This window comes from Paractinoplanes atraurantiacus, assembly GCF_900215205.1.
Classification (GTDB): Bacteria; Actinomycetota; Actinomycetes; order Mycobacteriales; family Micromonosporaceae; genus Actinoplanes; species Actinoplanes atraurantiacus.
The window spans coordinates 20,153-34,568 of the sequence record NZ_OBDY01000019.1 but is presented as its reverse complement, the minus strand read 5'-3'; the positions used below and the strand labels follow the sequence as shown (position 1 = coordinate 34,568).

Sequence of the window (14,416 nt, the reverse complement as noted above, 5' to 3'; positions counted from 1 at the left end):
GTAGGTCACCTCGGTTGGCGCTAAGGAGACCCGACAGCGCGGCGGACGGATACAGGTTCGCCCGTGGTCCAGATGAAGGCCCGGAGCAGTCATAGTGCTCCGGGCCTTCACCTTGGCGCACTCTACGCGCCCCTGCGAGTTCGTCGCTGCTAGGTCAAGCCCCTGGAAGTGGTGTAACGGCTGATTTTCGAGTTGTGCTGGTTAGAAGGGTTGTTCGCTGGGCTGGCCGGTGACGGGCTCGCCGGTTTCGGGTCGCCATTGGTCGATGTCGTCGGGCCAGGGCGCGGGCCGGCCGTGCTCGTCCCACCAGCCGGTTTCGATGTTGTCGGTGTGCAGGGCGGCGTTGCGCCTGGCGCGTTCGGCCGGGTCGGGGATGGCGGGGTCGCCGGTCGGGTGGGTCATGCTGCGGTCTCCAGTTCGGGCAGGTCGGCCGTGGTGGCGGTGGCTGCTGGGGTCTTGCGGGCGCGTTCGAGGACGTCGAGGGCGAAGTAGCGGCGGCCTTCGGTCCATTCGTCGTGTTGTTCAGCCAGGACGGCGCCGACCAGGCGGATGACGGCGTCGCGGTCGGGGAAGATCCCGACGACGTCGGTGCGGCGGCGGATCTCCTTGTTCAAGCGTTCGTTCGGGTTGTTCGACCAGATTTGACGCCAGATCTGCTGCGGGAACGTGGTGAAGGCGAGCAGGTCGGCGCGGGCGTCATCGAGGTGCGCGGCGACCTTCGGCAGTGACCTGCCGGTCGGGTCGAGAAGCTTGTCGAACTGGGCGTGGACCGAGGCCGGGTCGGGCTGGTCATAGACCGAATGCAGCATCGTCTTGACCGCCGGCCACGCCGACTTCGGGGTCACGGCCATCAGGTTCGCCGCGAAGTGCGTGCGACATCTCTGCCACGAGGCGCCGGGCAGGTTCGCCGTGATCGCGTCGACCAGGCCGGCGTGCGCATCCGAGGTGACCAGCAGGGTGCCGGTCAGGCCGCGGGCGACCAGATCGGCGAAGAACGCGTTCCACGCCTGTTTCGTCTCGCTGGTGGCGACCTTGACACCCAACACCTCACGGTGCCCGTCGGCGTTCACGCCGGTCGCGACGAGCACGACCGCGTTGACGACCCGGCCCTGTTCCCGGACTTTCATGGTCAGGGCGTCAGCGGCGACGAACGTGAACGGCCCCGACTCGTCGAGCGGGCGGGTGCGGAACGCGTGGACCTGTTCGTCGAGGTCGGCGGCCATCCGCGAGACCTGCGACTTCGACAACGACGTGATCCCCAACGTTTGCACGAGCTTGTCCATCCGCCGGGTCGAGACGCCGAGCAGGTAGCAGGTCGCGACCACGCTGACCAGGGCGGCCTCGGCCCGCTTACGGCGCTCCAGCAGCCAGTCCGGGAAGTACGAACCCGACCGCAGCTTCGGGATCGCCACGTCGATGGTGCCGGTGCGCGTGTCGAGCTCGCGGTGGCGATAGCCGTTGCGCGAGTTGACCCGCTCCGGTGACACGGCCCCGTACTCGGCGCCGCAGATCGCGTCGGCCTCGGCCGACAACAGCGAGTTGATGACCGTGGACAGCAGATGACGCATCAGATCCGGTGACGCGTCCGTCAGCGCCTGGCCGAGCAGCCCGGCAGGGTCGATGATGTGTGGTGCGGCCATCGTGGTTGATCCCTTTCGAGAGTTCCGTGAGACGTTCACTCGAAAGATCACGCGATGGCCGCGCTCTATACCGGACGCTCTGTCCGACGATCACGCCAACCGCGTTACACCACTATCAGGGACTCCACTCGCTGCGCCGCTACGCGCAAGCATCAAGCCGGACATAGTCTCCACACCATCGCGGAGCACTGACCTCCGCTACCTGCCATCCGCCGTCCTTGCGCGTCACGAAGCGCCATGGATGCTCTTCACTCCTGTAGGAGAGGGCCGTGCCGTTGGCGTGCCACCAGATAGCGGAGACGTGCACGATGACGTCGGCGCGGTCGTTGTCGATCGGTCCCACTGTCACGCTGCCAAAGTCGAGCTTTGCCGGCGGTGGGATCGTGCTGTCCATGGCGCTGCGATAGCTACGCCACGCTGCCAGAAGATGTTGCTGCTCATCATCCAGCAGTATCGGAAGCAACCCCTCTTCCGCGTTATAGCCAAGCGCCATGAGATAGGAGTTGACTGCGGCGTCCGGAGAGGAAGCTCCGCGGCTTGCCTCAACCGTCTGACGCAGCGCCCATACGGCGGGGATGCCGATGACCGTTCCGCCGAGGCAGAACAACAGCATCGGGAGAAGTGCGAACGTAACCCACCGACGTTGCACTGACCAGCCGTTAAATCTCTGAGAGGCCCGGTGTTCCCAAACCAGGTAGCCTCTCCGGAGGCCGGTGACGCGGCCAGCCCACCGGCGTACGTTCGCGATCATGCACCGAACATAGTGAAGAAAGTCGATGGAAGGAACTGGCTTCCTGCCAACAGGGGCGCGACAGCACGGCAATGCCGACGCGCTGGAATGGACTACGATATTTTTCGCACGGTAGCGTCGTATCGATCTTGAATGTGTGCTTCTCGTAGCTTTCCGGCTTTGGCCTGGCGAATGAACGTCTTAAGATCCCGAATTCCCAAGGGTAGGACAACTGCACCTCGGTCACGCGAGATTCTCTCAATATGACGCATGTATGACGTCTGTACCTCGCCTCGGAAGGCTATGATACCGAATTTGCCGATGGTGTCATTTAAGTAGTAAGAGATCTGTTGGAAATCGTCCGAGTGCAGGTTTTCGTAGTTTTTGCATTCCCACACTACCTGCGTCGCGCTATATCGTTGCCGAATGATAGACCAGAATCCCGTGTGCGCTCGAATCGCAGCAATCCAATCGCGTATAGCCTCACCGTTGACGGTTCTAGACCTTGCCTCGACGTTGTCAAGCGCTCTAAAGAAGCAAAGCCGCAATAGATCACCAATGGCATTCTCAAATTGTGTGGCGCCGGGATGGCCGAGTGGAATTGAGGTTAGCCTCAGCTCCAGATCTTCGAGGTGTTCGATGTAGTCCGTGGGCGACAGGCCACCAGGAAGCTCCTCGACTATGCCAACTCGGCCGAGCTTCGTGGAGTCCGGAAGCTCTCGCACAAGCGAATCCTGCAAGTCAAGCGCATCCCAGTAACACCGGTGAACGACAATCGTTGCGTCCGAGTCAACCGCAGGGGGACTCGTATCTTGTGGCCCGAGCGCACGGAACTTGACGGGGCGCCCTGCCTTCTCGATACCGACGAAACCGATGTTATATAGCAGGCGCACGAAAAGCTCTGGTGCTTGATGGTCGAATATCCAGCTGGCACATAGCCTCTTGACCTCAGTGTCGTTCAGCAGTCCCCGTATTAGGGCCTCGATTCCGCTGACCGTAAATCTTCGACCTAGCCCGTAAAAGCGAGTAAGAACCAGTGCAATCTGCGGGAAGTTTTCTGCGTACTCATCGCCAAGGTCCTTGAGTCGATTGTCGGAGAATTTGCGACGAGCACCTTCGACGTCCTCCAAGCGTATGATTTCGTTCCCGCGCTCTTTGGCCGAGTCGATGGCGTGAGACACGTAGATTAGTACGTCGCGGGGTCTGTCGTGGCAGAATTCGAGGATCTCTTTGCGCGCTATCGGCCCGTCCTCGAAGAACGCCTCCCATGTGGGGCCGCCGAGCGCAGGCTTCGCTACTAGTGCTCGCCGAAGCCTTCGTTCGACCAGCTCGACCAGTTGACGTTGGTTCCAGCCAAGCCCGGAAATCGATGTCTCTAGCCTGGAGGATTCAGAATCGCGTGCGCGTACTCGCTCAAATATATTCTCCCTGAGGAATACCAAGACGCGTCCCCATGGAATTTGGGTAGAGACCTCTAGGCTCGCGTGGAGGAATGCTGTTAGGTAGGTGAGCGCTTGGTCGGATGCATCCCAGAAGTCATCGATACTGTCGACCAGCAGTGTGTATTTCCCGCCGCTCTGTAGCACCTTCATTTCTTCGATGAGGTTCTTGGTTGCCTTATTTTCCGATATGAGCGCCTCATCGTTTTCTTCTCTAACCGCGTGCGCAATTCCTTTGAGCGCCAACACGGTTCGTGTGTCGAAGTCGTCCGAGCAGGGTCCCGACAGTTCTGCGGCGCAACGACTCGGTACGGTTGCGAAGGTTGGGTGAGCTTCACGCCACATAAGTAGCAGTTCGCCCAACAGAACTCTTTTGAAAACCGATACAAGTGCGCGGAAGGGGCCCTTCTTGGGATTCGCAAATAGTTCGAGGTCGAACATGCCCGACGTGGGCGAGAATATCTCAGGAACGATCGCGCGAGCGTGAGGAAGATTCTGTTCGCAGAAGGTCCTGAGCGCAGTTTTTCCGGTGCCGCGTCTTCCTACATAGAAATACTTGCCACTATAGTGATCGATCGCCGAATCGAACGGTGGTGTGTGCACATAGACTTCGGGATCAGTGGGAACAAGGTCGTTCTCGGCGAACGATGCTCCCACGTAAAGCTTGTTGATCGTCCCCCGGGGAATACTGCGCGTGCTCGTTTGTCGGGGCGACGGCACGTCAGCGGGTTGTGCAACCTTTGTCCGTCTGTTGGCTTTTCGCGCCATTCCTGCCCCCTCGTCATCCGTGACCGAAGCAGCCTGACAGGTCGGTTGCTGATTTGGGATCGGCGGTTTGGCCTAGTTGGTCTGCCGCTCTCAGCCCAGGCCACCGCAGATTAGGGCCGAAATGGCCGAACAGGGTTGTTTGGTGGTCTAGCGAACTTACTGTGCTCTTAGGTGTTAAGCGAGGAGGAGCGCAGTGCCAAGACAAGACTTACAAGATCAGTACGCTGACGTCAAAGCTTCCGCTCAAAGCGACGTGCAGCGGGCGGCAACGGCAATCGACAAGGGCGTTACCACCGATGACTGGCAGGACGCGATCGACGTGCTCACAGACTTGGGCGCAACCGTCGCGAAGGCACAAGATCTCCAAGCACAGTTAGAGGCTCTTGGCTAGAGGGTCGGGCTGCCGCGACGGCGGGCGGTCGATCATCGCAGAGAAGCGAGACTGATGCTTGTCATACCTGAGCCCTAGAGTGCGGCTATGTCGCTGGCGAGCTTGACCCGATCAGACGTCCTTGCCGCCGTTGCCGAGTTTGACCGACTCGGGCGAGATGAGTTCCTGGAGAGGCACGGTTTCGGTACCGCCCGGACCTACTTCCTGGAGCTGAACGGCTCCCGGTACGACTCCAAGGCCATCGCCGGCTACGCGCACGGGGTGCGAACCGGTGACTATCTACGCTCGGGGGACTTCACTGGCGGAGACGCCACCGTCGTCCGACGTCTGCAAGCTCTCGGTTTTGTGGTGCGCACGCATCGCAATCCACCGTGGACACGCGATGAAGTCGTGCTGGCTTGCGATCTTGTCCGCGATAACGATTGGCGTTGGCTCGACTCTGAGGACGAGCGGGTGGGTGAGCTGTCTGAGCTGCTCCAGTTCAACCCTGCACACCCTCTAGAGACACGCGGGTCGGACTTCAGGAACCGCAACGGTGTGGCGCGCAAGACGGCCGACATCGCGACTCAGCATCCCGAGTACACCGGGAAGCCGACGAAGGGCGGTCAGCACGACCGTGTGGTGATCGAAGCCTTTGTCAGCCGACCTGCGGCGATGGCGGCCGAGGCGAAGGCCATTCGGATGGCGATGCTCGCTGAGGCCAACGATGCCGTGAGCCTTGTGGATCTAGACTTAGATGGTCTAAGCGCCGACGAGGGAGCGGTTCTTGAACGGCGCCACCTTCGTCGCGAGCGCGATCCTCGGCTGCGGCGCAAGGTCATCGAGGCATACAAGCGGCAGCACGGGAAGATCGCGTGTGAGGCATGCGGGTTCGACTTCCAGCGGACGTATGGCATTCGCGGCGCTGACTTCATTGAGGTCCACCACCGGACGCCTCTTCATGTCAGTGGTCCGGTCAAGACGCGGGCTGATGACCTCGTCCTACTTTGTTCAAACTGCCATCGGATGATCCACCGGACCTCACCCTGGCTCACCGTCGACGATCTGATGGCGCTTGTGACAACGAATGTGGTCCGGTAGGCGGCCCGTGGACTGCGGTCCTCCCACAGCTGCGACCATGGCGCGACCACGTCATACATACATCGTGGATATCGGCAGGTCAGGGCCGGGGAATCGCCGGTCTTGAAAACCGGTATGGGGAAACTCATCGTGGGTTCGAATCCCACGCCCTCCGCATTGTGATGTCTCAGGACATCGGAAACCCCTGAACCTGCGGTTGCAGGTTCAGGGGTTTCTTGTTGTCGGGGTGCGTCCGGGTGGTCGGCCGGTGGGCTGGTAGCGCTTGGTGGGGTCGAGGACGAGTTCGCGCAGGAGTTCGCCGGTGGCGGCGTTGATGATGCGGATGTCGCGGTCCTGGGCGAGTACGAGGACGTGGGTTCCGGTGTGGGTTCGTCCGACGCCGATGGAGTAGAGCTGCCCGTTGTGACGCAGGGTGATTTTCCCGGCTTTGTCGATGCGGTCGCGGCGCAGCCGATCGTGGGTTGTCTTCTGATCTGGCCGCCGTGGAGCGGCTTTGGGCCGGGCTTGGTAGGTGGTGGCTGGGGTGGCGTGCCGGGGCAGGGATCGGTGTGGCCGGCGGTGGTTGTACTCGTCGGTGAACGCGTCGATCAGGGTTTGCAGCGCGGCGATCGTGACGGGTTGGGTGGCTTGGCCGCGGAGCCACTTCTTCAGGGTTTGCTGGAAGCGTTCGACTTTGCCGCAGGTGGTGGGGTGGTTCGGGCGGGAGTTCTTCTGGGTGACGCCCAGGCGGTGCAGGTCGTGTTCGAAGCCGTTGCGGCCGCGGGTGCTGCGCAGGCTGCCGCCGGACAGGCGGGTGGTGAAGACCATGCCATTGTCGGTCAGCGTGGAAGCCGGAATCTCATGTGCCGTAACGGCTTTGCCGAAGACGCGCCGGACGATCGGGCCGGTGACCCTGGGGTGAGCGGTGACCGTGAGGGCGTAGCGGGAGTGGTCGTCGAGGAAGGTCAGGATTTCGGCGTCGGGTCCGGGCCTGCCGTCGGGGTGGGTGAGGCGGTAGTGAGTGAAGTCGGCTTGCCAACATTCGTTGGGCTGCTCTGCGGCGAAGCGGATGTAGGAGCTTTTCGGCCGTTTCGCCGGCTCGGGGACGACCAAGCCTTGGGCGGCCAGGTGCCGGGCGATGGTGGCCCGCGAGACGGTGATCCGGTGGTGGTGTTGCAGATGCCAGCCGATGGTGTCGGGCCCGGCGTCCAGGCCCCGCTCGGTGAGATGTTTGCGGGTCGCGACGATCAGCTCGACGGCCTCGGGGCTGGTTGCGGTCGGTGACGATCGGGGCCGGCGGGATCGTGGCTCGAACGCGACGTTGCCCTCGGCCCGGTAGGGGGCGATCAACTTAGACACCCAGCCTTTGGACACGCCGTAGGCGCGGGCGGTCTCGGCCTGGCTACGGCCCTCGACGATGACGGCGGTGATCACGAGACGGGCTTTGGACACCCTGCGACGATCACTGGCATCCAGAGTTGCCGATGTCCTGGCACACCGTTTCCGATGTCTTGAGACATGGGTTTCCTATGTCCTGAGCCAGAACACCACGCCCTCCGCAGTTCAGGCGCGAACGGAAGCGGCAGCGCGGAGCGCCTTGTCCGGGTCGCCTTTCACGCTTCCGTTCTGGCGGCGTCCAGCCACAGCGGCGTACTCCTGAAAGCCGCTCCGGACGTTGCCGGTCGCGCGCCTGGAGTGGGCGGAGCCTTACTCTCCCCCGTCGTCTTCGCGGACGTAGACACCGACGCCGGAGAGTGTCTCGGTGATTCCCTTGACGCGAAGGATGAGCATCGCGCGGTCGATGACCGGCTCGGTGACCTCGTATTGCTCGATCAACTGACGTCGGCTCGGCAGGCGGGATCCGGGAGGAAACTCCCCAGCCTCGATCCGCTTCTCGAGGTCAGTGGCGATCTCTTCGTATCGGTAGCGCGGTGGCACGGCTTCTCCTCGGTTGGCACCCCGAGTAGACCACCAACGACTAGCCCTTGACTACCCAATGCTGGTTATGGGAGGTTGGCACTGGGCAACCTCGGTTGGCGCTAAGGCAGCCCAAAGATAGCGGGGTCCGGACCAGCAACCATCCGCCCGTGGTCAAGATGAAAGCCCGGAGCAAAGGTAGTGCTCCGGGCTTTCACCTCCGGACTTTACGCGCCACCCAACACCGTTTGCGGCTCACGTCCTGGAGTTCTCGGAGCGTCGTGTTCGTCGTCCGGTGTAACTGCCGCGGGTAGGCTTCCTGGTCGCTGGGAGGAAAGTTGCGGGACGACACAACAGGGCTGCTCGGGCGACGCCGGGAGCGGGACGCTCTCGATGGGCTGCTGCGGGATGTGAGCGACGGGCGCAGCCGGGTGCTGGCTCTCCATGGCGAGGCCGGCGTGGGCAAGAGCGCTCTGCTCGACTATCTCGTGGAGCGGGCCGGGCATTTCCGCGTTGTGCGGGCGGCGGGGGTCGAGCTCGAGTCGGATATCGCCTACTCGGCCTTGCAGCAGCTCTGTGCGCCTCTTCTGCCGCATCTCGACCGGCTTCCCGAGGTGCAGCGGACGGCCTTGTCGACTGCTTTCGGGCTGACCGCGGGGCCGCCGCCGGAGATCCTGCTGCTTGGCATGGCCGTTCTCGGGCTCTTTGCCGAGGCGGCCTCCGAGAAGCCTCTTGTCTGTGTCGTCGACGACGTGCAATGGCTTGATCGGCATTCGGGGCTTGTGCTGGCCTTTGTCGCCCGGCGGCTCGATGCCGAATCGGTCGCGCTTGTGCTGGCGTCTCGCACTCCTTGGAACAAGGATCTTCCCGAGCTGCGGATCGACGGGCTCGGGGATGCCGACGCCCATGCTCTGCTCGGCTCCGTTCTGGTGGGGTCGGTTGATTCGCGCGTACGGGATCGAATCGTGGCCGAGACGCATGGCAATCCGCTGGCGCTTCTGGAGCTTCCTAAAGACCTTTCGCCGGCCGAGTTGGCGTTCGGGTTCGGTGGGCACAGCACCTCGCTCGCCGGGCGGGTCGAGGAAGGCTTCCGGCGGCGCATCGGTGGGCTCCCGGGCGAGACCCAGCGGTTGATGCTGGCCGCGGCTGTCGAGCCTGTGGGGGACGTACCCCTGCTGTGGCGTGCTCTTGATTTGCTCGGTGTCGGCCCGGATGCGGCGGGGCCCGCGGCATCCGAGGGGCTTCTGGAGGTGGGCAGCCGGGTTCGTTTCCGTCATCCGCTGGTGCGGTCGGCGAGCTGGCGGTCGGCCGAGCCGGGTGAGCTTCGGCAGGTGCACGCCGCGTTGGCCCAGGTCACCGACCCTCAGCTCGATCCCGATCGGCGGGCCTGGCATCGGGCGCACGCCGCGGTCGGGCCCGACGAGGAGGTGGCCGGCGAGCTCGAACGCTCCGCCGACCGCGCTCTGGCCCGCGGTGGACGGTCGGCCGCCGCCTCCTTCCTCGAACGGGCTGCCATTCTCACCCCGGACCCGAAGAAGCGTTCGGCCCGTACGATCGCCGCCGCCCGGGCCCGTCTCGATGCCGGCGCCACCTCCGACGTGCCCGACCTGCTGGCCGCGGCCGAGCTCGGTCCGCTCGGGCCGCTGCAGCGGGCCGACCTGGAACGGGTTCGCGCCAAGGTCGCCTTCGCGGTCAACCCGGGCAGCGCCTCCGGTCCGTTGCACGCCGCGGCCGGGCGGCTGGCCGACCTCGATGCCGCCGCGGCCCGGCAGACCTATCTCGAAGCGCTCGGGTCGGCCGTGCACGCCGGGCGGCTCGGTGGCGCTGACGCCCTGAGGAGCACCGCCGAGGCGGCCCGCGGTCTTCCGGCCGGGGACGATCCGGCCGGTCTCTTCCTCACCGGCCTCATCACCTGGAGTCTCGACGGCTATGCGCCGGCCGTGCCCCGGTTCGCCGCTGCCCTCGAGGCCGTGACCAGCGATGATGACATGGAGCTGCTCTGGCTGGCCGCCATGGTCGCGCTGGAGATCTACGACGACGCCGCGTGGGACCGGCTCGCCCGGCAGGGGCTCGACTACGCGCGCCGGCTCGGTGCGCTGCCGATCCTGCTCACCGCGTTGTCGTACCGGACCTCGTCCTTGATCTTCTCGGGTCGTTTCGCCGACGCACAGGGACTGGCCGACGAGTCGATCACGGTCGCCGAGTCGACCGGGCGGCAGGGGCCGCTCGCGAACACGATCTTCATGGCCGCACATCGGGGCCGTGAGGCGCAGGCGCTGGAGCTGATCGCGACCGCCGAACGCGAGGTCACCGAGCTCGGCGTGGGGCGGCTGCTCGGCATCACCGGCTACGCGAAGGCGGTGCTCCACAACGGTCTCGGCAACTTCGAGGCGGCTTTGCGGGCGGCCCGGTTCAGCGCCGAATATCCGGACCTTTCGTCCTACGGATGGTCGCTGAGCGAGCTGGTCGAGGCCGCGAGCCGGGCCGGTGATCTCGACACCGCGATGGAGGCCCGCGACCGGCTGGCCGAGCGGACGTCCGCCGCCGGCACACCGTGGGCGCTGGGGGCGCGAGAGCTGGCCGATGCCCTGACCAGTTCGGCTCCGGAGCAGCATTACCGAGCGGCCATCGAGCATCTGGGCGGCGGCCGCCTCGGTCTTCTTCAGGCAAGGGCGCGCTTGCTGTACGGCGAGTGGCTGCGCCGGGCCAACCGTCGCGGTGACGCCCGGGTCGTGCTGCGGGCGGCCCACGACGCGTTCGCCACCATGGGGGCCGAGGCGTTCGAGGATCGTGCCGGACGCGAGCTGGTCGCCACGGGCGAAACCGTCCGGAAGCGGTCCACCGGTGTACGGGATGATCTGACGCCGCAGGAGGCGCAGATAGCGCGACGGGCCATCGACGGCCTGACCAACCCGGAGATCGCCGCCGCGCTTTTCCTCAGCCCGCGCACCGTCGAGTGGCACCTCCGCAAGATCTTCAACAAGCTCGGCATCACGTCGCGGCGCGAGCTGGCCGCGGCCCTGGGGGATTCAGGGCGCCCGTGACCCGCGGGCTTTCTCCTGTTCCAGCAGGGCATCGAGATCATGGAGGCGGTGCAGGCCTCGCAGCGGCTGCCGCATCCGGTGATTGCCGGCCAGGGCCTGTTCGTGACGGGCGAGAAAACTCCAATATCCGGCGGTGTACGGGCACGCGTCGTCGCCTGAGCGCACTTTGGGGTCGTACCGGCAGCCGCCGCAGTAGTCGCTCATCCGGTTCACATAGGACCCGCCGGCCGCGTACGGCTTCGTGCTCATTCGCCCGCCATCGGCGAATTGGCTCATGCCGACCACGTTCGCGGTCATGACCCACTCGTAGCCGTCGACGAAGCAGCGGTGGAACCAGTCGGCGACCACTCCCGGCCGCCAGCCGCGCTGCATCGCGTAGTTGCCGAGCACCATCAGCCGCGGGATGTGATGCACCCAGCCGCGGTCGCGGACACCGGCCAGCACGTCGGACAGGCAGCGGGCCTCGACCGCGTCCGCATCCAGCTCGGCGAACCATTTCGGCAGCTCACGCCGCGCGTGCAGCTCGTTGACGGCCCGATAGCCGGGCTCGAAATACCAGTAGAGATGCCAGATGAAGTCGCGCCAGCCGAGGATCTGCCGGACGAAGCCCTCGACACTGGCCAGCGGCGCGGCCCCGCTGCGGTACGCCTGATCGGCGCGCTCGATCACTTCGAGGGGGTCGAGCAGCCCGAGGTTGATCGCCGGACTGAGCATGCTGTGCGCCATCTGAAAGTCCCCGGCCAGCATCGCGTCCTCGTGCGGCCCGAACACCGGCAGCCGGTGCTCGACGAAATGCCGCAGCCGGGCCAGCGCCTCCCGCCGCGTCACCGGGAACATTCGCGGTCCGTCATTCCCGACAAAAGTGATGCCGTCCTCGCGCTCCCAGCGATCGAGATCGGCCCGCACTTCCTCGTCGATCTCGTCCTCGACGATCGGGGGCGGCGCCGGCACACCCAGCCGCTCGGCCCCGCGCGGCGGCGGTTCCCGGTTGTCGGCATCCAGGTTCCATCGGCCTCCGGCCGGTTCAGACCCTTCCATCAGTACGTCGTGACGCTGCCGCGCATACCGGTAGAAGTCTTCGAGCCGCAGGTGGTCACGGCCGCCCGCCCACGTCACGAAGTCACCGGGCGCGGTGACGAAACCCCGCGGCGGCAGCATTTCGACGTTCGGCAGGCGCGTGACCAGCCCGCGCGCCGCCCGCGAGGTCGGATGGCACACGGTGATCGGCTCTGGCCGAGCTCGGCCTGGGTTGCTCACCGCTTCGGCATAAGTCTCGGCCTTGACCAGCCGAACATCGCCCTCGCGGGCCCGGTGCCGCAGGGCGGAAAGCACCAGATGTGCCTTCTGGCGATGGAAGACCCGGCGCCGGAACACCGCCTTCGACTCGACGAGCAGCACCGGCTGATCGGGGGCGTCCAGGAAGTGCGGCCCAAGCTGATCGGCGAACACCCAGCGACGCTCCATACCTGCATGCTGCCGCACTTCGGGCCGGCGCGTGATCATCGCCACGAGACGGGCAACTCTCCCCTCACGTGAGGGTAGGGTTCGGCATCTTATGTCTGTGCTCCTTTCTCGTCCGGCCTGGCTGGCATCGCCCCGGGTGTTCCGTACCGAAGTGCTGGCTGGTCTCGTCGTTGCGCTGGCGCTGATTCCCGAGGCGATCTCGTTCTCGATCCTGGCCGGGGTCGATCCGAAAATCGGGCTTTTCGCCTCCTTCACGATGGCGGTGACGATCGCCTTCACGGGTGGGCGGCCGGCCATGATCTCGGCCGCGACCGGGGCGATCGCGCTGGTCGTGGGGCCGCTGGCCAAGGAGCACGGGCTCGGGTTCCTGGTGGCCGCGGTCGTACTGGGAGGGGTCATCCAGATCGTTCTGGCTCTGATCGGCGTGGCCAAGCTGATGCGGTTCATCCCGCGCAGCGTCATGGTCGGCTTCGTCAACGCGCTCGCGATCCTGATCTTCTCGGCCCAGCTGCCGCACCTGACGGGCGTGCCGTGGCTGGTCTATCCGCTGGTGGCGGTCGCCCTGGCGATCATCTGGTTCCTGCCGAAGCTGACCACCGCCGTGCCGGCGCCGCTGGTCGCCATCGTCGTTCTGACCGTTTTCACCCTCATCGCACACGTGACCGTGCCGACCGTCGGCGACGAGGGCAAACTCCCGGACAGCCTGCCCGTGCTCGGTCTGCCCGACGTGCCGTTCACCTTCGACACCTTGAAGATCATTGCGCCGTACGCCCTGGGCATCGCTCTTGTGGGTTTGATGGAGTCCCTGATGACGGCGAAACTCGTCGACGACATCACCGACACCCGCTCCGACAAGACCCGGGAATCGTGGGGCCAGGGCGTGGCGAACATCGTCACCGGCTTCTTCGGCGGCATGGGCGGCTGCGCGATGATCGGCCAGACGATGATCAACGTGAAGACGTCCGGCGCCCGCACCCGGCTGTCGACGTTCCTGGCCGGCGTGTTCCTGCTGATCCTGGTCGTGGCGCTGGGCGACGTGGTCGCCCTGATCCCGATGGCCGCCCTGGTCGCCGTGATGATCATCGTGTCGGTGGGCACCTTCGACTGGCACAGCATCGCCCCGGCCACCCTCAAGCGCATGCCGGCCGGCGAGATCATCGTCATGCTGGTGACCGTCGCGGGCACCCTGGCCACCCACAACCTGGCCGTCGGCGTCATCCTCGGTGTGCTCACGGCCATGGTGGTCTTCGCCCGCCGGGTGGCACACTTCGCGACCGTGACCAGCGTTCTCGATCCCGAGGGTGGGACGCGCGTGTACCGCGTACACGGGGAACTGTTCTTCGCCTCGAGCAACGACCTCGTGCACCAGTTCGACTACGCGGGCGACCCGGACAAGGTCGTGATCGACATGAGCGCCGCCCACATCTGGGACGCGTCGTCGGTGGCCGCGCTGGACGCCATCACCACGAAATACGCGGCCCGCGGCAAGCAGGCGGAGATCATCGGCCTGAACGAGGCCAGCACGAGATTCCACGACAACCTCAGCGGCAAACTGGGCGCGGGGCACTGATGTCGCTCGTGCAGATCGGCGAGGCGGCCGAGCGGGTCGGCCTGAGCATCCGCACGATCCGCCACTACGAGGAAGCCGGCCTGGTCATCCCGTCGGCCCGCAGCGAGGGCGGATTCCGTCTGTACACGGAGCCCGACCTCGACCGGCTGCGCGTCATCAAGCGCATGAAACCGCTCGGTTTCACCCTGGAGGAGATGCGCGATCTGCTGAACATCATCGAAGCCCTGGAATCCGCGACCGGCGACGCGCGAACGACACTGCTCGATCGGCTGGGCGCGTTCCACACGGCGGCCGAGGACAGGGTTCGCAGATTGCGCGAGCAACTGGAGATGGCCGAGGGATTCGCCCACCAGATGCTGACAACATTCCAGGCCGCAGCCGCATCTAGGTAGGT

11 protein-coding genes and 1 tRNA gene are annotated in these 14,416 nt (G+C 65.1%); 5 read left to right on the top strand and 7 right to left on the bottom strand.

The window, feature by feature from the left end:
* Positions 1-201: 201 nt before the first annotated feature.
* From CRP55_RS32825 to CRP55_RS52360, 4 genes are all read right to left on the bottom strand, one after another.
* Positions 202-402 carry a hypothetical protein gene (locus CRP55_RS32825; RefSeq protein ID WP_097325254.1) on the bottom strand — a complete coding sequence of 67 codons (201 nt, stop codon included), beginning with the start codon at positions 400-402 and terminating at the stop codon, positions 202-204.
* A complete protein-coding gene (locus CRP55_RS32820) occupies positions 399-1,640 on the bottom strand; it encodes an IS256 family transposase (protein WP_097325252.1) in 1,242 nt (413 codons plus the stop codon). Before CRP55_RS32820 ends, CRP55_RS32825 begins: the two co-directional genes overlap by 4 nt.
* Positions 1,641-1,779: 139 nt before the next feature.
* On the bottom strand, positions 1,780-2,253 hold the full coding sequence (locus CRP55_RS32815) for a hypothetical protein (RefSeq protein WP_097325250.1): 474 nt from the start codon (positions 2,251-2,253) through the stop codon (positions 1,780-1,782).
* 230 nt (positions 2,254-2,483) lie between these two features.
* Positions 2,484-4,466, bottom strand: a complete 1,983-nt coding sequence (locus CRP55_RS52360; RefSeq protein WP_143235072.1) for a P-loop ATPase, Sll1717 family — start codon at positions 4,464-4,466, stop codon at positions 2,484-2,486.
* 589 nt (positions 4,467-5,055) lie between these two features.
* Between CRP55_RS52360 and CRP55_RS32810 the strand changes: the two genes are divergently transcribed.
* Positions 5,056-6,048: an HNH endonuclease gene (locus tag CRP55_RS32810; protein ID WP_179855429.1), complete on the top strand. Its 993-nt coding sequence runs from the start codon at positions 5,056-5,058 to the stop codon at positions 6,046-6,048.
* Between the two features lie 73 nt (positions 6,049-6,121).
* A tRNA-Ser gene (locus CRP55_RS53375) sits at positions 6,122-6,202 on the top strand.
* Positions 6,203-6,252: 50 nt separating this feature from the next.
* Here the strand turns inward: CRP55_RS53375 and CRP55_RS32805 are convergent.
* Both CRP55_RS32805 and CRP55_RS32800 read right to left on the bottom strand, forming a co-directional pair.
* Complete coding sequence (locus tag CRP55_RS32805; protein WP_097325248.1) at positions 6,253-7,479, bottom strand: integrase core domain-containing protein; 1,227 nt, start codon at positions 7,477-7,479, stop codon at positions 6,253-6,255.
* Between the two features lie 255 nt (positions 7,480-7,734).
* Positions 7,735-7,965 carry a winged helix-turn-helix domain-containing protein gene (locus CRP55_RS32800; RefSeq protein ID WP_097325246.1) on the bottom strand — a complete coding sequence of 77 codons (231 nt, stop codon included), beginning with the start codon at positions 7,963-7,965 and terminating at the stop codon, positions 7,735-7,737.
* Positions 7,966-8,282: 317 nt separating this feature from the next.
* Here CRP55_RS32800 and CRP55_RS32795 point away from each other — a divergent pair, with 317 nt between their 5' ends.
* On the top strand, positions 8,283-10,988 hold the full coding sequence (locus CRP55_RS32795; RefSeq protein WP_097325244.1) for an ATP-binding protein: 2,706 nt from the start codon (positions 8,283-8,285) through the stop codon (positions 10,986-10,988).
* Here the strand turns inward: CRP55_RS32795 and CRP55_RS32790 are convergent.
* A complete protein-coding gene (locus CRP55_RS32790; protein ID WP_097325242.1) occupies positions 10,974-12,452 on the bottom strand; it encodes a cryptochrome/photolyase family protein in 1,479 nt (492 codons plus the stop codon). The genes CRP55_RS32795 and CRP55_RS32790 overlap by 15 nt on opposite strands.
* A 91-nt stretch (positions 12,453-12,543) precedes the next feature.
* Between CRP55_RS32790 and CRP55_RS32785 the strand changes: the two genes are divergently transcribed.
* On the top strand, positions 12,544-14,022 hold the full coding sequence (locus CRP55_RS32785) for a SulP family inorganic anion transporter (RefSeq protein WP_097325240.1): 1,479 nt from the start codon (positions 12,544-12,546) through the stop codon (positions 14,020-14,022).
* Entirely contained in the window at positions 14,022-14,414 is a 393-nt protein-coding gene (locus CRP55_RS32780; protein ID WP_097325239.1) for a MerR family transcriptional regulator, read from the top strand. Before CRP55_RS32785 ends, CRP55_RS32780 begins: the two co-directional genes overlap by 1 nt.
* Positions 14,415-14,416: the final 2 nt, after the last annotated feature.